Origin of the sequence: Wolbachia endosymbiont (group A) of Urophora cardui, from assembly GCF_964028435.1 — a bacterium.
Taxonomy (GTDB): Bacteria; Pseudomonadota; Alphaproteobacteria; order Rickettsiales; family Anaplasmataceae; genus Wolbachia.
Map to the genome: position 1 here is coordinate 906,402 of NZ_OZ034774.1, position 21,788 is coordinate 928,189.

At 33.0% G+C, this 21,788-nt stretch carries 11 protein-coding genes and 3 pseudogenes; 9 read left to right on the forward strand and 5 right to left on the reverse strand.

All coding sequences use genetic code 11. The features are described 5' to 3' along the window. Positions 1–199 precede the first annotated feature (199 nt). A pseudogene (gene mutL, locus ABWU38_RS04380) lies at positions 200–1,375 on the reverse strand (DNA mismatch repair endonuclease MutL); the annotation flags it as partial. Positions 1,376–1,803: 428 nt separating this feature from the next. Here mutL and ABWU38_RS04385 point away from each other — a divergent pair. Both ABWU38_RS04385 and ABWU38_RS04390 read left to right on the forward strand, forming a co-directional pair. Beyond that, complete coding sequence (locus tag ABWU38_RS04385) at positions 1,804–4,404, forward strand: ankyrin repeat domain-containing protein (protein ID WP_353272536.1); 2,601 nt, start codon at positions 1,804–1,806, stop codon at positions 4,402–4,404. Positions 4,405–4,499: 95 nt separating this feature from the next. Next, positions 4,500–4,637 carry a hypothetical protein gene (locus ABWU38_RS04390; RefSeq protein WP_353272537.1) on the forward strand — a complete coding sequence of 46 codons (138 nt, stop codon included), beginning with the start codon at positions 4,500–4,502 and terminating at the stop codon, positions 4,635–4,637. On the opposite strand, the gene ABWU38_RS04395 is transcribed toward ABWU38_RS04390, so the two are convergent. Beyond that, entirely contained in the window at positions 4,594–5,544 is a 951-nt protein-coding gene (locus ABWU38_RS04395) for an IS481 family transposase (RefSeq protein ID WP_353272538.1), read from the reverse strand. The two genes, ABWU38_RS04390 and ABWU38_RS04395, sit on opposite strands and share 44 nt — an antisense overlap. On the opposite strand from ABWU38_RS04395, the gene ABWU38_RS04400 reads away from it, so the two are divergent. The 7 genes from ABWU38_RS04400 to ABWU38_RS04430 all read left to right on the forward strand — a co-directional run bounded on the left by ABWU38_RS04400 (position 5,536) and on the right by ABWU38_RS04430 (position 20,043). Further along, positions 5,536–6,594 carry an ankyrin repeat domain-containing protein gene (locus ABWU38_RS04400; protein WP_353272539.1) on the forward strand — a complete coding sequence of 353 codons (1,059 nt, stop codon included), beginning with the start codon at positions 5,536–5,538 and terminating at the stop codon, positions 6,592–6,594. The genes ABWU38_RS04395 and ABWU38_RS04400 overlap by 9 nt on opposite strands. Positions 6,595–6,966: 372 nt before the next feature. Beyond that, on the forward strand, positions 6,967–14,391 hold the full coding sequence (locus tag ABWU38_RS04405) for an ankyrin repeat domain-containing protein (RefSeq protein WP_353272540.1): 7,425 nt from the start codon (positions 6,967–6,969) through the stop codon (positions 14,389–14,391). Between the two features lie 120 nt (positions 14,392–14,511). Continuing rightward, positions 14,512–15,252 (forward strand): NTP transferase domain-containing protein, encoded by a 741-nt coding sequence (locus tag ABWU38_RS04410; RefSeq protein ID WP_353272541.1) that lies wholly within the window; start codon positions 14,512–14,514, stop codon positions 15,250–15,252. 124 nt (positions 15,253–15,376) lie between these two features. Next, positions 15,377–16,330: an NAD-dependent epimerase/dehydratase family protein gene (locus ABWU38_RS04415; RefSeq protein ID WP_182183380.1), complete on the forward strand. Its 954-nt coding sequence runs from the start codon at positions 15,377–15,379 to the stop codon at positions 16,328–16,330. Further along, positions 16,287–18,614 carry a glycosyltransferase gene (locus ABWU38_RS04420; protein ID WP_353272542.1) on the forward strand — a complete coding sequence of 776 codons (2,328 nt, stop codon included), beginning with the start codon at positions 16,287–16,289 and terminating at the stop codon, positions 18,612–18,614. The genes ABWU38_RS04415 and ABWU38_RS04420 overlap by 44 nt, the downstream gene beginning before the upstream one ends. Next, complete coding sequence (locus tag ABWU38_RS04425; RefSeq protein WP_353272543.1) at positions 18,584–18,817, forward strand: hypothetical protein; 234 nt, start codon at positions 18,584–18,586, stop codon at positions 18,815–18,817. Before ABWU38_RS04420 ends, ABWU38_RS04425 begins: the two co-directional genes overlap by 31 nt. 296 nt (positions 18,818–19,113) lie before the next feature. Continuing rightward, entirely contained in the window at positions 19,114–20,043 is a 930-nt protein-coding gene (locus ABWU38_RS04430) for a patatin-like phospholipase family protein (RefSeq protein ID WP_264337378.1), read from the forward strand. A 45-nt stretch (positions 20,044–20,088) separates the two neighbouring features. On the opposite strand, the pseudogene ABWU38_RS04435 reads toward ABWU38_RS04430, so the two are convergent. The 3 genes and pseudogenes from ABWU38_RS04435 to ABWU38_RS08410 all read right to left on the reverse strand — a co-directional run. Then, a pseudogene (locus ABWU38_RS04435) lies at positions 20,089–20,655 on the reverse strand (transposase); the annotation flags it as partial. A gap of 323 nt (positions 20,656–20,978) precedes the next feature. Next, positions 20,979–21,320: pseudogene (locus tag ABWU38_RS04440) on the reverse strand (IS110 family transposase); the annotation flags it as partial. A 227-nt stretch (positions 21,321–21,547) separates the two neighbouring features. Next, positions 21,548–21,772: a hypothetical protein gene (locus tag ABWU38_RS08410; protein ID WP_410542153.1), complete on the reverse strand. Its 225-nt coding sequence runs from the start codon at positions 21,770–21,772 to the stop codon at positions 21,548–21,550. Positions 21,773–21,788: the final 16 nt, after the last annotated feature.

A 21,788-nucleotide genomic window follows, 5' to 3' on the forward strand; every position in this document is an offset into this window, starting at 1 on the left:
TCAAATCAGAAATTTTAGAAAACATATTATTAGTGTCCAAAGAGGTCATCCATGAATACATCAGAGCTAATTACAGCACAACATTTAACACGCGAAGCGATAATTTACATAAGACAATCAACACCTCATCAAGCACTGAGCAATCAAGAAAGTTTGGAGTTACAGTATGCGCTGAAACAAGGGGTGGGGATTCTCCATACTTAAAAGTTTCTGGTAAGCTTTGCCTTCTTTCATCTGGTGCATTGAATTCTTTCATTAGACGATTTTCTAAAAGACTTGGTCTCTTTTCATAAAACTCTTTTTGATCTTTTTTCTCTTGACTATCAACCTGCTCTTGGCTTTTACTATCATTAAAAATTAGCTCCTCTTCAATACCTTGACCACTTGCTGCAAACCTCGTTGATAATGCTTTTATTATCCCTCTTCTCACTATTTCATATATTAGCCTTTTATTCTGAAATCTTACTTCCGATTTATTTGGATGCACATTTACATCTACTTGATCGTATGGTATCTCTAAGTGCAGCACTGCAAAAGGATACCTCCCACTTAGAATAAAATCTTGATACGCATATCTAATTGCACCAATAAGTAGATTATCTTTTATTGGCCTTCCATTAACAAACGTATAGATCTGAGTTGAATTGCCACGACTAATAGTTGGTTTACAGATGTGTCCCGTAAGTTTGATGCCGTCTTCTTCCTCTTTAACTTCCAGCGAATTGCTCTGAAATTCTTCTTCTGTTTCACATAATCTGTTAAATAATGAAGTTTGCTTAACATATTTTAAGAGCTTTTTATTACCGGAAGTGAGAGTAAACCCAATACTATAGTTAATCATTGCTAAGTTATTTACAATGTCAACAATGCTTTGTGTTTCTGCCCTCTCGGTTTTTAGAAATTTTAATCTATTTGGAGTGGCAAAAAATAAGTCACGAACTTCAATATATGTACCCTGTAGCAAAGAACAAGGTGTAATCTCTCTTATTTTTTCTCCTCCCTCATACCTTATAGACCATGCTTCCTTTGCTCCACTTGCCTTAGACGATAATTTCATTCTGCTTACTGCTGCAATTGAAGGTAAAGCTTCTCCCCTAAACCCAAGGTGCTTGATTTCTATTAACTCACTATCGCTTAATTTTGAAGTGGCATGCCTCATAAATGCTAGTTCTAAGTCGTCCTTTTCTATTCCATTTCCATCATCTGTCACAGTTATAAGGTTACGTCCACCACTTTCTATTTTGATCTCTATCTCTGAACTTCCAGCATCTATTGCATTTTCTACTAATTCCTTTACTACACTCGCTGGCCTTTCTATTACCTCTCCCGCTGCTATACGATTTATAGTTTTTGTGTCTAAAAGAATTATTGCCATATTTTCAACTCTCAGTCTGATCAGTTTAATATCAATTAAAATCAGATTGTCTATTAAATTCTATTCTAAGCCCTTTCATGAAGATCATTAGAATTATGTATAATTATTAATGCTTTTTAAGTGGATTTCCTATTGTTCTTTCTAAGTTCCTTGGTGCACGTAACGATTATTCTTTAAAAAGAATATTGGCTACTGAGAAGAATGAAGACATCTTCATCAGAAAAAAAAGGGGCAAAAACAGAGAAAATTGACGTAGCTACTTAAGGCAGGTGTCTCTATTGCAGCTGAGACAACTGATCTACTCATGATCAAATGAAAAAGTTATAAGCATACAGATTGGATTACAGTATCTTTTTTAAGAAGAAGATTTATCTTGCTTAAAAACTTGTAGATACTATATTTACATAAATTCTTCATGCGAGGCCTTTATGTTTACTAATAGAATATCTAATAATCTGGATCAGCTGCAATTTTTTGTAGAGTTTTTAAATGAAAATTATGAAATTCAGAAACATCTTAGTCTTACACCACTACATTTAGCAGCAGGAAATGGTCAGTTGGATTTAGTCAACACTTTATTAGGAGAAGGTTTAGATATTAATTCAGAGATTAAGTACGATGGCTTTACGCCACTGTATTTTTCAATTGCAAAAAATCGCTTAGAGATGGTTAACTTTCTTATTGCTCATGGAGCAGATGTAAACCATAAGACCATTCTAGGCTTTACACCTTTAAGTTTTGCATCCCAGCAAGGATATTTAGATATAGTCAACACCTTGATTGCAAATGGAGCAGATCTTAGTACTAAAACAGATAAACTTAATACACCTTTACACCTAGCAGCAGAGAATGGTCATCTAGATATAGTAAATGTTTTTATTGAAAAGGGATTAGATGTTAATGCTGTAAATAATGATCGAGCAAGACCTTTGCATTCTGCAGTACAAAATGGTAACCTCGAAGTAGTTAAAGCTCTTATTTCACAAGGGTCTAATATTAACGCTGGATCTTCAGGCATAGGTAATCATAAAGTTGATGCAAACATTACACCCTTACATCTGGGAACACAAACTGGTAGGTTAGATATAGTTAAAGTTCTGCTTGAAGCGGGAGCAAACGTTAATGCAAAAACAGATGATAAGATTACACCTCTACATTTAGCGTCTCAAAATGGCTTTTTAGAGTTAGTAGACATTTTACTAAAAGCAAAATCTAATGTTAATGCTAAGGATTATGAGAATCTTACACCTCTACATTTAGCAGCAGAACGTAATCACTTTGGAGTAGTTAAGTCTCTTCTTCTCGTAAGGGGAATTGATGTTAATGCTAAGGACCACGATAATTCCACAGCTTTACATATAGGATCTCAGAATGGTCACTTAGAAGTAGTGAAGCCACTAATAGAGAAAAAAGCCAATGTTAATGCTAAAAAAAACGAAGGTTTTACACCTTTGCATCTAGCAATTCAGCAAAGTCATTTCGAGGTGAGTGATTTTTTAATTAAAAATGGAGCAAACATTAACACCGTGGATGATCAGAATTGGACTCCTTTACATAATGCAGCATATAATGGTTTTTCTTTAAAAATAGTAGAGAGCTTAATTGCAAAAGGAGCAAATATAAATGCAAAGATGGATGATGGTAGAAGAGCTCTACATTTGGCAGCAGAACATAATCGCTTGGAAATAATGAATTTCTTGATTGAAAATGGAGCAGATATTAATGCTCTAGATAACAGAAGTTGGACTCCTCTACATTTTGCAGCATATGATGGTAATTTAGAAGTTGCTAAATCTTTGCTTGATAAAGGAGCAGACATTAATGCTAAAACAGTTAAAAGTACTACACCTCTACACTTTGCAGTAGACCATGATCATTTAGAGGTGGTTGAATTGCTCTTAGAAAAGGAAGCAGATATTAATGCTTTAGATCACACAAATTGGACTCCTTTACATTTTGCAGCAGAAAAAGGTTATGATCAGATAGCAACCGTTCTATTGAAACATGGTGCTGATGTAAATGTAAAAGAAAATCAAAATAAAGGCACAGCCCTACATCTTGCAGCTCAATATGGTCATCCTAAGGTAGTTAAAACTCTTATTATAAATGGAGCGGATGTTAATGCAAAAATGGATAAAAATGCTACGCCTTTACACTTAGGGGCACAAATTGGTAATTTAGATATAGTTAGGTCTCTACTTATGAGCGGAGCATACTTTAATGCTAGAGCTGAAGGAGGTAGATATGTTTTACCATTACACTTTGCGGAAAGAAGAGGAAACCCAGAAGTAATAAAATTACTAAAATTGGTTGAGAAGTTATTTAAGGCTATAGAAGATAATAATTATTTAGGAATTGAGAGTTCCATTAGAGATGGAGCAATCATTGATTCGAAGAACGTGGATGGAAGAACGCCATTACATTATGCTGTTAATAATGGGCACATAAAAGTTGTAAATATCTTGCTAGCAAATGGAGCTGATGCTACTCAAGTTACTAACAAGGGTAATACACCATTACACACTGCTGCTTCCAAAGGTCATAAAGAAATTATTGAAGCTTTGTTACAACGTGTAAGCCACAATAAATTGAGTGATTTTATTAATGCTAAAACAATAGTTAAAGGCACTACATCGTTGCATGTTGCTACTGAAAATAGCTTTTTCGAAGCTGTAAAATCTTTGTTGAAACATGGTGCAATTTATAACATCAAGAATAAAGAAGGTAAAACACCACTTGATCTTTCTCGAGACCAGAATATTACTAACCTATTGAAATTAGTAGAAGAGCTATTTGAAAATGCAAAAAATGGTAATGTTGAAATTATCAGTAAGCTGAGAGCAATAAAACCCGATGAGCGCGTAGCTGTAACAAATGCTCGTGATGATCAAGGCAAGTCATTAGTCCAGGTTGCAGTAATCAATAAACACTCAAACCTTGCAAGTAGATTATTAGAAATATTAAAAAGTCCAGATCAGAGTTTACAAGATGTCAGCGTAGAAAATCGAGTAAAGAGTTTAAAGTTATAGCTCTCTTAAATGAAACTCTAATGAGGGTGCCAAGATCTAGAAAATATACAAAAATTTTGTTACAAAATAGTGAAATTTAGGAGGATTTTAAAAATATGCTAAATAATAATATTAACAAAGAATTAGAAAAAGCAGTCTATGAACGAAACTTAGAAAAAGTTAAAGCTCTTTTGTCTGCAGGTGCTAATGCTAACTGTATGGTCCCAGAGTGTGATGGTGTGGATTTAGTATAAATAATTCTGGAGACTGTGTCCACTGATAACATATAAATTCATAAGGAGTAAGACCCTTAAGAGTTTTGAGTCTCTTTGCATAATTATAAGCCATAACAAAGTTATAAAGGTGTTCTTTAAGTTGCTGGTGCGATTGATAGTAATACTTCTTAACTGTAGCATCCTTTAAAGTTTTATTCATACGCTCAACTTGCCCATTTGTCCAAGGATGGCTAACTTTTGTCAAACGATGTTCAATAACATTCTCTTCGCAAACTCTATTAAATATGTGTTGGAAAGCATACTTATGACGCTTCTGGTTTGTAAATTGTATACCGTTATCTGTCAAAATAGTATGGATTTTATACGGTAAAATTCTAATCAAATTACGTAAGAACTCAGCAGCTATGGGTTTTGTAGCACTGTTACGCAACTCAACATAGGTAAATTTGGATGTCCTATCAATAGCAACAAACAAATGTAATTTGCCCTCCTCAGTTCTAACTTCAGCAATATCAATATGAAAGTAACCGATAGGATATTGTTTGAATTTCTTTTTTGACTTAACTTCTCCATCAACAGTTGGTAATCTGCTAATGTTGTGTCTTTGTAAACAACGATGCAAGCTAGAGCGAGTCAAATGCGGAATTGTAGACTGCAGAGCGTAAAGGCAATCATCTAGTGGCAGTAGTGTATACTTGCGAAATGTAACTATTATAGCTTCCTCTTCTAGCGTTAAAACAGTCGATCTTGGACGCTTTGGACCCATATCAGCATCTTTCGTAAATGAACGTTTTCTCCACTTAATAATAGTTTTTGGATTAAGGTTATAATGCTTGGAGAGTTTTGCTATGCTCTCTTTTCTATTTTGTATTGCTCTACGAATCGTCTGTGTTGTTTTGGCGCACCCATGTAATATTTGTCCCATAACTCCTCCTTTGATGGTATTTTTTTCTCATATTTTATCATACCATCACACTCTGGGACTGTACAGCACCTTAGAGTAGAAAGGAATAGAGATACGTTACTTCATACTACTAGTAGTGTAGAAATTACTAAAGAGCTTTTGTTAGGTGGTGCCGAAGTCAATTCAAGAAACATGTATAGTGAAACTCCACTACATTCTGCTATAACACTGGGGAAGGAATTAGAATTAGTTAGAGAACTTCTGAAACATGGTGCTGATGTAAATGCAACAAACCGTAAAGGCAATACTGCACTGAACCATGCTGTAAAAAAAAGTGGTAAAAATCTGGAAGTAGTTAAAGAACTATTAGAATATGGAGCTGATATTAATATAAGAAATCGTAAACGACGGCTTTATGATAATTGTTCCACATCTTTAGATAACGCTGTAAGTGATCTAGCATGCGCTAAATTGTTGATTAAATTTACTTTAGTAAGGAACTTCAATAAGGATTACGGAAAAATTATTGACTTATCTCCTTATAAAGGATGCAGTAATTACAGTAAATTATCAAGTTATCTAGATGACTGTGTTTGTGAAATTCTTCAAATGAAAACAGATGAAATAAAAGATAGCCTTCCACTATATGAATTTGTTACAAATAACTTCAACATACATGTACTATATAATAATCAATTATCTGTAAGACTAGCAAAAATTGATTATTCCATACGCTATCCTATATATAATGATATCATATTAGATAAGGTAAAACCTTTTTTAGAAAGAGCAGATTTGTTAAATAAGTTAAGTAAGATACAATTTTATACTAAATTAGATGTGGCAGATCAAGATGCCAAAGAAAAGAAAATTATTCTGGATCATGATTCTACATATAATATAACTGAATATCTATCTAATGATAACTTGTTAAACTTTATAGTAGCGTTTGATGATTCCAATAAACGTACTTTTCAATCTTTAAGTTCCTTAAATAATCTCGTAGAGCCTGGTACAAGACTTTATGAAACTTCTATAAGTAATGATACCAAACGTGCAAGATTAGAATAAATACATTTTTTGTCAGTACTAGAGTTTTTTATGAACAACAATTAGTCGTATGGTTCCAGAGAGGTGATACATAAGAGATTGCTATAATGCCAAAACACTAAACTTAGTGCTTTTTTATGTAAGTTGATCATCATTTCTCTTTGTTGTTTTCAAACGGGTTATTATTAGTAGGTGTTACTAAAAATTTAAACAACCAACACATTTCCCACACCCAAAATCAAATGTTGTGAAGGCTTTTCGTCCTGAAATTGCAGGATTAGTAGATATTCTCTCAAAAATATTTTATTAACAAAAGATGCTATTTTAATTTTTGCCATATTAAGTAAACTTTGCTATTCTAATACTGGTGTAAATATATCTCAGAGAGGGTTTATGCATGTACCTAAACAACAAACCAGTTTTTATCAAGAAGATAAACAGTTTTTATCACGTTCTTACACATCAAAAGAGGAGTTTATTAGAGAATATAAAAAGCTCTACCGCAGAAAAGCAAAAGCTGAAGAACTTTATCTCCTGGTTTTAACTGAACTCGAAGAGGCAATATCAGATGGTAATGTCGACAGCTTAAAAAAATTAAGCAATTTTATTGATTACATAAGTGATGCAGAAGATCAAGTAACTTTGAGAGACTATTATGATAATGCTAACAATCCTGTTAAGAGTACTAACTTAGTTATCTTAGCTTGTAAACACAATAAGGTAAAGATTTTAGAATACCTACTTGGCAATAATAGTAAAATTCTCAGTAATTTATCTGTTGGCATCAGAGAAACTACTATATTACCAGATGATGAGGATGAAACATGCCATAATGCGTTTTATTATGCTATACGTTCAGGTAATGTTGAACTTCTTGATACACTCATTAATAAATGGCTAGGTAATTATTTTGCTGTTCATTTCAGGGAATTAGATGAAATTCTTTCACGAGCTTATGAGGAATTAAAACTAAAGAACGTATTCTTGTCAGAAGAGATAGAAATTTTTGTTGAAAATAAGTTGATAAACCTCCGTTTTTTCTCTAGTGCTTCTGGACAAGATCAGAATGTGAAGAGTTATCTTAATAACATAAGAGAGCGGATTGAGTTAGTACTTCAAAATATTAGCCTGTTAAAGGCAGAGTATTCAAACACAGAAAAAGTAGATGAAAAGTTTTTATTCATAGCAAAATTTATTGCACAAAATATTCATATATTAAAGCGGCAGTTGAAATCAACCTACGATAGACTACCTTGGGAAGAAATGGAATTTTGTTTGATCAGTTTTGTTTCTTCTCACATAAAACGACAGGAAATGAATCTATTCTATAATGCCACATTGAATAAAAGTAAAATACTAGACCACTTGGAAAATTTTGCAAAGAAACTTAAAGAAGAAAAAGATATTATAGAAGGTGTGGACATTGGTAAATTTGCTGATCTCCCGAAGTTAAAACGTGAGAGGGTTGTTGCAGAGATCGTTAGCAATTATCCTCAATTTGGAGAGTTGTATAGCGATTATCAACAAATTAGGGATATTCATTCTTTAGAGAAAATAAGTGATTATATAAAGTTGGCATTATCAGCTAATCCTAAAGAAAGGGAAGGACAGTTAATTATTACAAGGGTTTTACAGGTTATTGGTGAATATTTAAAAAACACTCTAGAATCTCCCAAGTTATCTAGCACTACAAGCGAGCTTCTTCTACTATCATTACCAAAGAACACAAGAGAAGTCATTATAGATTTACGTAATTCACTATCACATGCTTACTCGCTCTCTAAAAGAACAGAGATTGAGGAAAATACAGATGTTAACTTTTTTATTGGTGTTCAAAATGATACTAAAAGAATCGATAATGTAATTACTGATATTCTTTACAATAACAAGATTAAAATAGTCATAATATTGCTAAAGAAAATTACCAATAGTGAAAACTTAGACGAGATAAAAGAAGTTGCTGGAATATTTAGTAACGTTGAATTAGATGAAATGATTACAGAGAGTTTTAAAGTGATGGAACATGATAAGCTTGAAAAACTCATAAAAGAATTAAGCAATAATATAACTGAAAAGACGAATTATGAAAAGGAGCTGTTTAATAAAATTGATAACATAATCAATTTTGCAAAAACTAAATCAAAAAATATCAGAACTGATTATGTTACGGCGTTTATATCATTAAAGAGCTTAGATGTTGGTTTGAATGACAATAAGATTGACCATAATGTTATTAGAGGAATAAAATTCTTTGCTAATAAAACACTAGAGAATATTCCTTCCCAAATAGAGTCTCACAATCTTAAAGAAATAGCCGAACTATCAATGAAAATTTCTCATAGTGTTAGGTCAAGAATACAGGATGACAACCTTGATAAAGTAAATAGATTAACTTGTGAGATTTTTTACATTGCTGAACTTGGAACAGGTGACCTTAAATGGATTGAGGAATTAAGAAACAAGTTGAATGAGAAAGGTTCGTTTATTCCTATACATAAACAAAGGAAGGCTTACAACATAACAGAAGAAAAATACAATAACCAGCTTAAACTGAAGTTATCTGAACTGAAAAGTATTTTGAGGAATAACGCATTAAGTGGCAAGTTAACTGAAAAGCTTCCTTCCTACAAGAGGAATAAAAAGTTGCAAGCAGTAGTAGAAATGCTTGTTCTGGATATAATGTCAATTTTAGGTAGATCAGAGAAGCATCTAGAAAACAATCTACTTTTTTTAGATGATAACACTCCTTTATTAACTGGAAAATGTTTGCGTAATCATTTAGCACACGATAATACCTTAGTTGATGTATTGTTATCTGATCCCTCAATAGCAGTTATCTTGAACGCTAAAAAACTTATTTCAGAAAATGTAATAAAAAGTAAGAAGAAAATTGGCAAGTCGGTAAGAGATGATCCTTCCAAGCTGAAAGATAAATACGATCAAAACCTTATCACTATTACTAATCAGGAAAAAATGTTTGCTGCGTTGGAAGAAGGAAATCTTGAAGACTTAAAGAGTTATCTCAAAAAAGGAGCAGACATCAATGCTAGAAGTATTAACTCATGGACTACATTACATTTTGCTGCTAAGGGACCTAGTCTTGAAATTATAAAATTTGTTCTTAATCAAAATTTAGACGTTAATGTTAAAGATATTAATGGTCAAAGCCCACTACATATTGCTGCTGCATATGGAAGGAAAAATATTGTGGAATTTTTTATAGGAAAAACAGGTGTATATGTTGATGATCTAGATAATAGTGGCAAAACATCACTACATATTGCAGCTAAAAATGGTCACAAAGATGCTGTTGAAATTCTACTAAAAAATAATGCTAATACTAATACCAAAGATATAGCTGGTTTTTCACCTTTACACTATGCAATAAAAAACAATCATATTGATGTTGCTAAGATTATGCTGGAAAAAGAAGCGAATGTTGACATCAACGAAACTATGGGTGGCTTTACTTCACTACATATAGCTGCAGAAAGTGGTTATCTAGGGCTAGTTAATTTTTTACTGAAAAATGAGGCAAATGTTAATGCAAGAAACGATAAGGAGGGAATACCATTACATACAGCAGCACTAAATGGCCACCTAGAAGTAGTGAATGCTTTAATTCTCAAAGGAGCCGATGTTAACTCCAGAGTTATAGATGGTTGTACACCATTACACTATGCAATAGAAAACGGTCATGAAAAGATAGCTAATATTTTATTGAAGCATGGAGCTAATGTTAATGTTGTTGACAAAACCTATAATAACACACCTTTGCACTACGCAGCAAAAGATGGACATGAGAAAATTGTTAAGGCTTTACTGACAAATAAGGCAAATGCTAGTATTGCCACTGTGGAAGGTATAACCCCACTACATTTTGCAGTGCAGAGTGGCCACTTGAAGATAGTTGTTGCTCTTCTCGAGCATGGGGTTAACATTCGCGCTAAAGATAAAAATAATGCTACGCCATTACACTATGCAGCAGAGAGTGGTCATAAGGCAGTTGCTGAGCTTTTAATAAAAAATGGAGTAGAAATCAATGATAAAGCCAATAATAATCTAACACCATTACATGTAGCTGCTCTGAAAGGTCACAAAGATATTATTGAACTCCTAATAAGAAATAAAGCTGAAGTTAGAGCTCAAGACATTAAGGGTAGTACACCATTACATGCAGCTGCGATGAATGGTAGCAAAGATATTATTGATCTTCTAATAAAAAATAAAGCTGAAGTTGATGCTAGAACTAATGATGGCATGACGCCATTGCATGTAGCTGCTCTAAGTGGACATAAAGACGCTATTGCTTTTCTAATCAAAAGTAAAGCTGAAGTCAATACTAGTGCTAATTATGGTCTTACACCTTTACATGCAGCTATTGTAGGGGGTCACAAAGATATTGTGAACCTTTTAATAAAAAATGAAGCCAAAGTTAATATGGAAGGTATTGCAGGTAGTACACCATTACATGTAGCTGTGGAGGAAGGTTATAAAGAAATCGTTGGAATTTTGGTAGCAAATAGAGCCAATGTTAATGTTAAGAGTAACAACCTAACACCATTGCTTTCTGCTATTAAGCATAATCATAAGGAAATCGTTGAAGTTCTTGTAGAAAATGGAGCTAGTGTTAATGCAGAAGGTGGTGAACCTTTATCATTAGCAGTGCTCGCTGGTTATAGGGATATTGTAGAGATTTTGCTAAAAAACAAGGCCCGTACTAATATGAAAGGTCCTGAAGATGCTACACTATTACATTTGGCTGCTAAAAGAGGCCACAGGGAAATAGTAAATGCTCTGATAGCAAGGGGAGCCAATGTTGATGCTATGACTATTAATAGTACAACACCATTATATCTTGCGGCACAAGAAGGCCATGAAGAAGTTGCTGAAATTTTGATAGCAAACAAGGCTAACGTTAACTTTGTAAATGTTGAAGGTGCTCCACTACATATAGCTGCAGGACACGGCCATGTTAATGTTATTGAAGTCCTATTAAGTAATGGAGCAAAAGTTAATGTTAAGGACAATAAGAGCAGAACACCTTTAGAATTAGCAGTTGCACATGGTCATTTGCAAGTGGTTAAAATGTTACTGCAGTATAAAAAAGTAGATATGAATGCTAAAGGCAATGATGATTGGACTATACTGCACATTGCTTCACAGGAAAGTAACTTGGAAATGGTAAAATGTCTAGTAGATGAAGGGTCTAATATTAATGCTAAAAATGCCTCTGGATCAAAGCCTATACACATTGCAGCTAGAGAAGGTTATAAAGATACCGTAGAGTTTTTCCTTAGCAAGGGGTTGAGTATTAATGAGCTTGGTACAGCTAACCAGACATTACTACACTATGCTGCAATGAAAGGTCGGTTAGAAGTTGTAAAGTATTTGATAGCACAAGGTGCTGACGTTAATGCTAAAGATACTAATGGCTTAACCCCTATGCATATTGCTGCTAATTTTGGTTATAAAGACGTTATTGAAGTTTTATTAAAAAATGGTGCAGTTTATAACGCTGTTGACAAGCTTTGTAGAAGACCATTAGAAATGATTAACGATAAAGACGTTATCAATCTATTAGCATCAACTGAGAAATTATTTGAGGCTGTAAAACGTAATAGCTCTTCAGAGGTTGAGAATTACATTAAAGCAGGAGCGTTTGTTAATGCCAAAAATGCTGATAGTGTAACACCATTATATTATGCTGCATGGAAGGGCTATGATGGAGTTGTCAATATTCTATTACAAAATAAAGCTAATCCTAATGTGGTTGGTAACAAGGGGTTTACTCCTCTGCATTATGCTGCTAAGTTCTCTCACTTAAAAGTTGTAAAGGCCCTATTATCTAATGGTGCAGTATACAATGCTGTCTCTGACAGTGGGAAAACACCATCAGATTTTACTGTGGATAAAAGTATAACTAGCTTATTTAAACTAGTCAGTGAATCATTTAAAAAGGTTAAAGATGGTAATGCTCAAGTTATTAATGACCTAAATAAGATAAAGGATATTGATACAGTAAAAGCAGTGATGAGTGCTCGTAATAGAGAGAACAAAACGTTAGTAGTTGCTGCAGTACATAGTAACTTTTCAAAAGTCGAGCAGTTGAAGCAGATATCGCAAAGTGACGTATCCGCTCAGATTGATACAGCTTTAGTGCTCTTGAATCAAGGCAATTACCAAAAAGCCTTAAGTATTTTCAGAAGCGCATTTGAAAGAAGAAAAGAAATACTAGGACCAGACAATCCTGGTACTTTAGATATTCAGACATATATAGCCAAAGTGCTATATAAGCAAGGAATTTACCAAGAAGCTTTAAATATGCTTAAAGAGATTTTTCAGAAACAAAAAGAAATGCTGGATTTAAACGATAAGGATACTTTAAGTACAAGAAGTACAATCGCTTTAGTGCTGCATAGACAGGGGAAAGATGAAGAAGCTTTTAATATTTATCAAGAAGTCTATCAGAGACAAAAGGAAATACTAGGGTCAAATCATTCAGATACCTTAAATACTCAGTTTCACATGGCATTAGTATTAGATAAACAGGGAAAATATGAAGAAGCGTTAAATATCAATAGGGCAGTTTTTGAAAAGAGGAAAGAAACACTAGGTACACATGATCTAGCCACTGTGAGTGCCAAAAATAATATAGCAATGGTACTAGCTAACCAAGGTAAATACGAAGAGTCCTTAAAAATCTATAAAGAGGTTTTTGAAAAGAAGAAAATAATTTTAGGTATTAATCATGATGATACCTTGAGAACGTTACATAACATTGCTGGGGTACTCTTCAATCAAAATAAATATCATGAAGCCTTGAAAGCTTTTCAAGAGGTTTTAAATATCCAGAAAAAAGCTTTACAACAAAATCACCCAGAAACCTTGAATACTCAATACAACATAGCAAATGTACTTTTTGCTCAAGGGAAATGGATCAGCGCACTTAAAGTCTACAGAGAAAGTTTTGATCAAAGAAAAGCTGTTTTTGGACCAAGTCATCCGAGTGTTTTAGATATTTTAAAAAAGATAGAGATGATTAATTTTAGATTTAAGCTTGAGGGTAGCGAAGCATCAGAGGTTCTCCAGCATCTGCAGAAAGATATCAACATTGCTGCTAGTAAAGGTGATATACGAACTGTTCAGCGTCTGTTAAAAGATGGAGCTGATGCCAACGATAAAGATATTGATGGAAGAACACCGTTGCATTACGCTGTTAGCAATGGACACATAGATATTGTAAACATCTTACTAACAAATGGAGCTAATGTTAGTCAAGTTACTAATAAAGGTAATACACCATTACACACTGCTACTTCCAAATGTTACAAAGAAATTGTTGAGGTTCTGTTACAACATATCAGTCGTGATAAATTAAATGACTTTGTTAATGCTAAAACTACTTCTAGTGGTACTACATCACTTCATGTTGCAGCTAAAGGTGGCTCCTTGGAAGTTGTAAAATCTTTATTAAAACATGGTGCAATTTATAACATCAAGAATAAAGAAGGTAAAGCACCACTTGATCTTTCTCGAGACCAAAATATTACTAACCTATTGAAATTAGTAGAAGAGCTGTTTGAGAATGCAAAAAATGGTAATGTTGAAATTATCAGTAAGCTGAAAGCAATAAAACCCGATGAGCGCGTAGCTGTAACAAATGCTCGTGATGATCAAGGCAAGTCATTAGTCCAGGTTGCAGTAATCAATAAACACTTAAACCTTGCAAGTAGATTATTAGAAATATTAAAAAGTCCAGATCAGAGTTTACAAGATGTCAGCGTAGAAAATAGAGTAAAGAGTTTGAAGTTATAGCTCTCTTAAATGAAACTCTAATGAGGGTGCCAAGATCTAGATCATTGAGAAAATTATAGTGGGCTTTACATCTTATTAATTATAAATTAACTTACTATCTAATCAATCCCTAAGTCATGTATGAGTAACATTTTGATAATATTAGCAGCAGGAAAGAGCAGTAGAATGAATTCTGAATATTCAAAAGCGTTGCACCAAGTGGGAAATCTTACTCTTTTAGAACATATAATTTCTAATGCAAAATTGCTGAGTCTAAAAAGCTTATCAATTGTTGTTAACAACTCCCTTCTAAAAGATTTAGAAAAGTTTGATACCCTAAAAAGTATAATCGATCAATACAATATAAAACTAATAATTCAAGAAGATATTACAGGTACTGGCACTGCAGTTAAAATTGCTCTAGAAAATCTGGAGGAGTTATCTGATCAAGACATAGTTTTAATACAGTATGGAGACACTCCCTTTATATCTAGTGATACAGTTATGAAAATGACTGATTGTTTAAAGTATAATAATTTAGTTCTTCTTGGATTCAATAGTCAAGATGAACAATATGGAAGATTAGTAATTGATAATTACGGCAATGTTCAAAAAATCCTAAAAAATGGAGATAAAATGCTTCTTGCAAACTCTGGAATAATAGCTTCATATGCTAAAGATCTCTCTACCTTAGTAAAAGAAATAAAATTTAATAATTCGACCAATGAATATTGTCTTAATGATATAGTACCCATTGCAGCAAACAATAACTTGAGTGTAGGTTATGTAGTTTCTGATGAAAGAGAAGCAATGGGAGTAAATAATAAAGAGGATTTGGTTAAAGCTGAACACTATTTTCAAGCAACAACTCTTCTTTCATAATCACATTTTTTATTCACTAATTTAAGTTGACATTTGTTTTATACTGGTTTTATAATACCTTTTGATTCTTACTTGTAAGATAATTGGTACGACAAATTTTCCTAGTTGTAGTGAGAGGGTATACATGGGGATATTAATAACAGGTGCTGCAGGTTTGATAGGGTCAACCTTGGTGAAAAAGTTAGAAAACCAGGGCCATGAAGTAATAAGCTGTGATATTAGGTTTCACAACAATCCACTCAGTTTTTTTTCAGAAGATATAGTACCACTACTTGCTAAGTGTACAGGAATTATTCATCTGGCTGCAATTTCTCGAGTTATACATGGTGAACTTTATCCTGAACTGTGTAGAAAAATTAATGTTGATGGTACAATGCAGTTTTTAGGGTTATGTAAGTCACTTTCAAATAAACCATGGTTTATATATGCAAGTAGTAGGGAAGTCTATGGAGAGCAGAAGGAACTGCCAGTTACAGAATCTGCTAGTATCGATCCAATAAATAATTATGCCAAAGGTAAAGCATTTATTGAGGAACAAATAACAAGTTCAAAAGATTTTAATGTAGCAATATTACGCTTTTCAAATGTATACGGTGGTTTACTAGATCATAACAGTAGAGTAATTCCTGCACTCTGTATTAATGCATTAAGAGGTGATCCAATTAAAATAGAAGGTAAAGAATGTGTTTTTGATTTTACCTATTTGGATGATGTTATAGAGGGTATATGCTTAACTGTTAAATATTTACAAAGCGAAAAATCTTCTCTTCCTGCTATTCATCTTACTACTAATAGCCCATGTACTTTAGAAAACTTAGCAAAAACAATATTAAAAGTCACGAAAAGTGATTCTAGAATTGATTTTTATCCTCCAAGAAATTTTGACGTAACTAAGTTCTATGGTGATTTTACTAGAGCTAAAGAGCTACTTGGTTGGTCTCCAAAACATTCATTAGAAGTAGGATTAAGTAAATTTATAAAAAGTCTACAAAACAATACACAAGAATATCCTAACAATATAGATATGGTAATATATGAAAATATTAAAAGTTATTCATGGTTACCCTCCTTATTATAGTGCTGGTTCAGAGGTTTATAGCCAAACTCTTGCTCATGAACTAGCAAATAACAATGAGGTACAAGTATTTACTAGGTATGAAAATAGCTTTTTACCTGATTTTTATTACACTACAGTCCTAGATCGTAGTGATTCTCGAATCTTACTGCATTTAATTAATATACCCATAGCTAAATATCGTTACAAATTTATCAATGAAGAAGTAGATATACAATTTAAAAGAGTAATAGATAACTTTCAGCCAGATCTTATACATTTTGGTCATCTTAATCATCTATCAATTACTTTACCAGAAATTGCTTTTAAAGAAAATATACCTACAATTTTTACGCTACATGACTTTTGGTTAATGTGTCCAAGAGGAAGGTTTATTCAACGCAATTCTGAAGATTTGTTACGGCTTTGTGATGGACAAAAGGATCAAAAATGTGCAACCCAATGTTACAAAGGATATTTTACAGGAGATAAAGAATTCCTGAATTTAGACATAAATTATTGGGAACAATGGGTTGCAACTAGAATGAAGCACACAAGGAAAATAATAGACTATATAGATTACTTTATTTCCCCATCGAAATTCTTGATGGACAAATTTACTCAGGATTTTAATGTTCCGATAAACAAAATTTCTTATCTTGATTATGGTTTTGATCTCAATCGTCTTAAGAATAGAAATAGAGCACAAGAAAAAGAGTTTATTTTCGGTTATATTGGTACTCATACTCCCGAAAAAGGTGTTAATCTATTATTGAAAGCTTTTTCTCACTTATCATCTAAAGCAAAACTTAGAATTTGGGGAGCAGCAAGAGAAGAAACTAAAGCTTTAAAAGCGATTGCCAATCAGTTTTCACCTGTTGTTAAAGAAAGAATAGAGTGGATGGGAAGTTATGATAATAAGAATATAGTTACTGACGTATTTAATAAAGTTGATGCAATAGTCGTTCCTTCAATTTGGGGTGAAAATTCACCGTTAGTAATACATGAAGCACAGCAACTTAGAATACCAGTTATAACAGCCGATTATGGTGGCATGGCAGAATATGTAAGAGATGGACTATTATTTAAGCACAGAGATGCAAGTAGTTTATCAGAAAAAATGCAAATCCTATCTACAGATCAGGAGTTATATAGTAAACTTACCCAAAAAGGCTATCCTTATACTGAAAATGGAAATATACCTTCTATAAGTGAGCATACTGAGAAACTTAACAAGATTTACCGTAATGCTATTGAAAAGAAAGGCAAATCAGTAGCTTTGAAACCTGGTCCTTGGAGAATTACTTTTGATACTAATCCAGATTACTGCAATTTTGCTTGTATAATGTGCGAATGTTTTTCACCATACAGCAAAGTTAAAGAAGAGAAGAAAGCCAAAGGAATAAAACCTAAGATACTGTCGATAGAAACTATCAGAAAAGTAATTAAGGAAGCAGCTGGCACACCTTTAAGGGAAATCATTCCTTCTACTATGGGTGAGCCTTTAATGTATAAAAGCTTTGATGAAATAATCAATTTGTGCCATGAGTTCGGCCTTAAGCTTAACCTCACAACCAATGGTTCTTTTCCCATTAAAGGAGCTAGAAAATGGGCTGAACTATTGGTACCAATTTTATCTGATGTTAAGATTTCCTGGAATGGGGCAACTAAAGAAACTCATGAAAGAATCATGAAAGGTTCAAAATGGGAAGTAGTGACAGAAAATTTAAAAACTTTCCTTGAAGTTAGAGATAAATACTTTAGCGATACAGGTGAAAGGTGTACCGTTACTTTACAATTAACATTTTTGGAAAGTAATTTACATGAACTCTATGACATAGTTAAGATGGCCATAAAAAACGGCATAGATAGAGTTAAAGGACATCATCTTTGGGCACATTTTGAGGAAATTAAGGATCTATCTATGAGAAGAGATGAGTTAGCAATTAGTAGATGGAATACAGAGGTGAGAAGGTTATATGAGCTTAGAGATAATATGCTATTACCAAATGGTAAAAAGATAAAATTAGAAAATTTTACAATTCTTTCTCAAGAAGGTATTAAGGATTTGGCTCCAGGTGGTCAATGCCCATTTTTAGGTAAAGAAGCATGGATAAACAATGAAGGAAAGTTTAGTCCTTGCTGTGCTCCAGATGAACTCCGTAAGACATTAGGAAATTTTGGTAATGTTAATGAGGTTAAACTCGAGGAAATATGGCAGAGTAGTGAGTACCTAAGCTTACAAAAGAATTATTTAAATTATAAATTATGCAAAACATGCAACATGAGAAAACCTTTGATCAATTAATCAAAGATAATCTTAAATCTATTAAAATTTCACCGTGTGAGAGTTTTCACGAATTATTAGGAAATCCTTTGTATGAAAATAGGTTTATAAAGGCTGGTAAATTTCATGAGCCCGGTCTTGCACCGGTTTATGATCAGACAGGTGCTTATCATATCAATGTAAGAGGAGATACCGTCTTTATTGTCAACAAATTATTTAGCTAAAAAGAATAAAAAATAACAAAAAGTTTTAATTTAGGCTGATACCTTCTATAAACTAGTGTAACTATTTATAAGTACTTTCAGTTTGTGTGGCGTACTTATAAATAGTTACACTAATTTTTTACTGTGCCTTCTTAGTTTTATGAGAATTGTTTTACAAAGTTACTAAGCAACTCTGTTAAAGTCAATGTGAGAGGCAGTGCATCAGTTATACGTTCAGCGAATCTGTCTCTTATAAAACAAGCAGCAATTGTAACCAGGTAATAAAGATACTCAAGAACATCTAAAGTTTAGTACAAATGACAAAATATATTCTCTCAATTGATGGTGGTGGAATAAGAGGAATTATTCCAGCAATGATATTATCCGGAATAGAGCAAAAAACGGGTAAACCTATTTCTCAAATTTTTGATTTATTGGTGGGTACTTCAACTGGTGGCACTATTGTAGCAGGATTATGTAAAAAAGATAGCAAAGGAAAGCTACAATATTCAGCTGATGACTTGGTTAATCTTTATCAGGAGTACGGACCTTATATTTTTAAGTCTTCATTTCTAAGAAGATCAATATTTTCTTGGATTAACGGTGCACAATACCCCAGTAAAAATATTGAACATGTACTTCATAAATATTTTGGCGATGATATCCTTAAAAACACTTTAAGTAATGTGTTGATTACGAGTTACGATATTCACAATAATTGCCCATTTTTCTTCAAAAGCTGGAAAGAGGATAGAAATTTTATTAAATTAAGGGATGTATTAAGAGCAGCAACTGCAGCACCTACTTACTTTGCACCTAAATATTTAAAAATCAACCAAAAGGAAATGGTATTAATAGATGGAGGAGTTTTTGCCAATAATCCAGCAGCATGTAGCTATGCAAGCAGCAGAAAGCTATTTCCTAACGATGATGTAGTACTTCTGTCCATCGGCACTGGCAGATCGTCTCATTCCATTAAATACCTCAGATCGAAAAGACTTGGCAAAATATCCTGGATTAAGCCATTGATAAACGTAATGTTTGCCTCTGGACTAGATTGTGTAAATTATCAGCTAGACCAGATTATTAACAATAGCTATATCAGAATTCAATCGCAGCTAAAAGTAGCATCAACGGAGATGGACAATACAACATACGAAAATATCAAGTGTTTAAAAAAAGAAGCACAAATGATGATTGAATGTAATCAAAAAGCAATAGATAAATTCTGTACAGTAGTATCATAAACTTTAACCTTTTAATCTAGAACTCGCATTTTTGGACGTTTCCTTTTAAGCTTCAGTAAACCTCCTAACTCTATAGTTCTTGATATGATCTGGATTAAAAGCCTTCCTTGAACTTAAAACACCAAAAACTATATGGAGTAATTTACGCATTGCAGCTCCCACAATGGCCATATTATGCTTGCCTTTCTCTTTTAACTTCTCACAAAAAGTCATAATGATAGGATTGTGATTTTTAGCTACTATAGCAGGAAAGTACGTTGCCTTACGTAATATGCGTGAACCGGTTTTACTTAATCTGGGCTTGGCATGTACAGATGAGCCTGATGTTATATTTTGTGGTATAGTTCCAGCATATGCTGCCAATTGCCTGGCATTTATAAAAGTTTTTATATCAGGAATTTCAGCTAAAATAGCTATTGCTGATTCTTCTCCTATGCCTGGAATAGTCAATAGAAGTTGAAAATTTTCCAACAATTCTTTGTGTTGATTTAATAGTTCACGTACGGAGTTTTTTATTGTTTCTGTTGATTGTTCTATGTTCATTGCAAGGCTTTCCCAAGCATTTACAACTTCTTCAGGAAGTCTCTCTTTTTTTTCTAAATGATTATGGCTTTGTTGCATCGCTACTTATGAAAGGCTAACTATAGCTAGGATTATAAGCAACCTATTGAAAATCTTGTTTTTTTGCAATCAATCTGATCAAATTTAAGAATAGTAATTTATTATTTATATTAATAAACTTAATTCTATTGAAAATAGCTAAAGCATTGAAATTCTTGAATTTTAGCCGGATTAGTGAGTGGTAGTGAAATTTCTTTTACTCAAATTTAGGTATTCACTGACCGTTCTTGTTATAAATACCAGAATAATAAGCTACTGATATTCTCCATCTTTTTTATCTTTAATCCATCATAGCTAGCGATGCAACAAAGCCAATGATTATTTGCTAGTGTTAACTCATCTTTTAATGCATCTGAGCAACGATAAAGATGTTTTAATTTTTTCTTTTCAGGAGAAGGTGGTGTCCAACGAGAAGGTTCCTGTCTTTGACAATAATCTGCAATAATCTCTGCATCAGACTGGTCATTCTTTTGTCGTTTCAGCTTACTCCTTGCATAAGATTTTATGCAATAAGGATTTACAACACTAACGAAATATCCGGCATTGTGGAGAAATTCAGCCAAAGCTTCACTATAGCAACCAGTAGCTTCCATACAGGCTTTTACCTCTTCTATGTTATGTTTTTGTAGAAAGTTTGCCAGGCCTTGAAATCCAGAATGGCTTTGTTGCATCGCTAGCTATGATGGATTAAAGATAAAAAAGATGGAGAATATCAGTAGCTTATTATTCTGGTATTTATAACAAGAACGGTCAGTGAATACCTAAATTTGAGTAAAAGAAATTTCACTACCACTCACTAATCCGGCTAAAATTCAAGAATTTCAATGCTTTAGCTATTTTCAATAGAATTAAGTTTATTAATATAAATAATAAATTACTATTCTTAAATTTGATCAGATTGATTGCAAAAAAACAAGATTTTCAATAGGTTGCTTATAATCCTAGCTATAGTTAGCCTTTCATAAGTAGCGATGCAACAAAGCCATCCAGAATCATCGTTTTTAAATTTCCTTTTTCTAGTTTCACGTTTTCCTTTTTTACTTATAAACGAAAGAAAAACGTCAAAGCGTTCTTTTGAAACATCTATACCAAGAAAGTTGTTGATCATATATAACTCCATACGT

Excerpts from the sequence above, each read along its gene's own strand:
- ABWU38_RS04420 (WP_353272542.1), top strand. The coding sequence starts at position 16,287 with ATGAAAATATTAAAAGTTATTCATGGTTACCCTCCTTATTATAGTGCT.
- ABWU38_RS04430 (WP_264337378.1), top strand. The coding sequence starts at position 19,114 with ATGACAAAATATATTCTCTCAATTGATGGTGGTGGAATAAGAGGAATT.
- ABWU38_RS04405 (WP_353272540.1), top strand. The coding sequence starts at position 6,967 with ATGCATGTACCTAAACAACAAACCAGTTTTTATCAAGAAGATAAACAG.
- ABWU38_RS08410 (WP_410542153.1), bottom strand. The coding sequence starts at position 21,772 with ATGATCAACAACTTTCTTGGTATAGATGTTTCAAAAGAACGCTTTGAC.
- ABWU38_RS04385 (WP_353272536.1), top strand. The coding sequence starts at position 1,804 with ATGTTTACTAATAGAATATCTAATAATCTGGATCAGCTGCAATTTTTT.
- ABWU38_RS04390 (WP_353272537.1), top strand. The coding sequence starts at position 4,500 with ATGCTAAATAATAATATTAACAAAGAATTAGAAAAAGCAGTCTATGAA.
- ABWU38_RS04415 (WP_182183380.1), top strand. The coding sequence starts at position 15,377 with ATGGGGATATTAATAACAGGTGCTGCAGGTTTGATAGGGTCAACCTTG.
- ABWU38_RS04425 (WP_353272543.1), top strand. The coding sequence starts at position 18,584 with ATGCAACATGAGAAAACCTTTGATCAATTAATCAAAGATAATCTTAAA.
- ABWU38_RS04410 (WP_353272541.1), top strand. The coding sequence starts at position 14,512 with ATGAGTAACATTTTGATAATATTAGCAGCAGGAAAGAGCAGTAGAATG.
- ABWU38_RS04395 (WP_353272538.1), bottom strand. The coding sequence starts at position 5,544 with ATGGGACAAATATTACATGGGTGCGCCAAAACAACACAGACGATTCGT.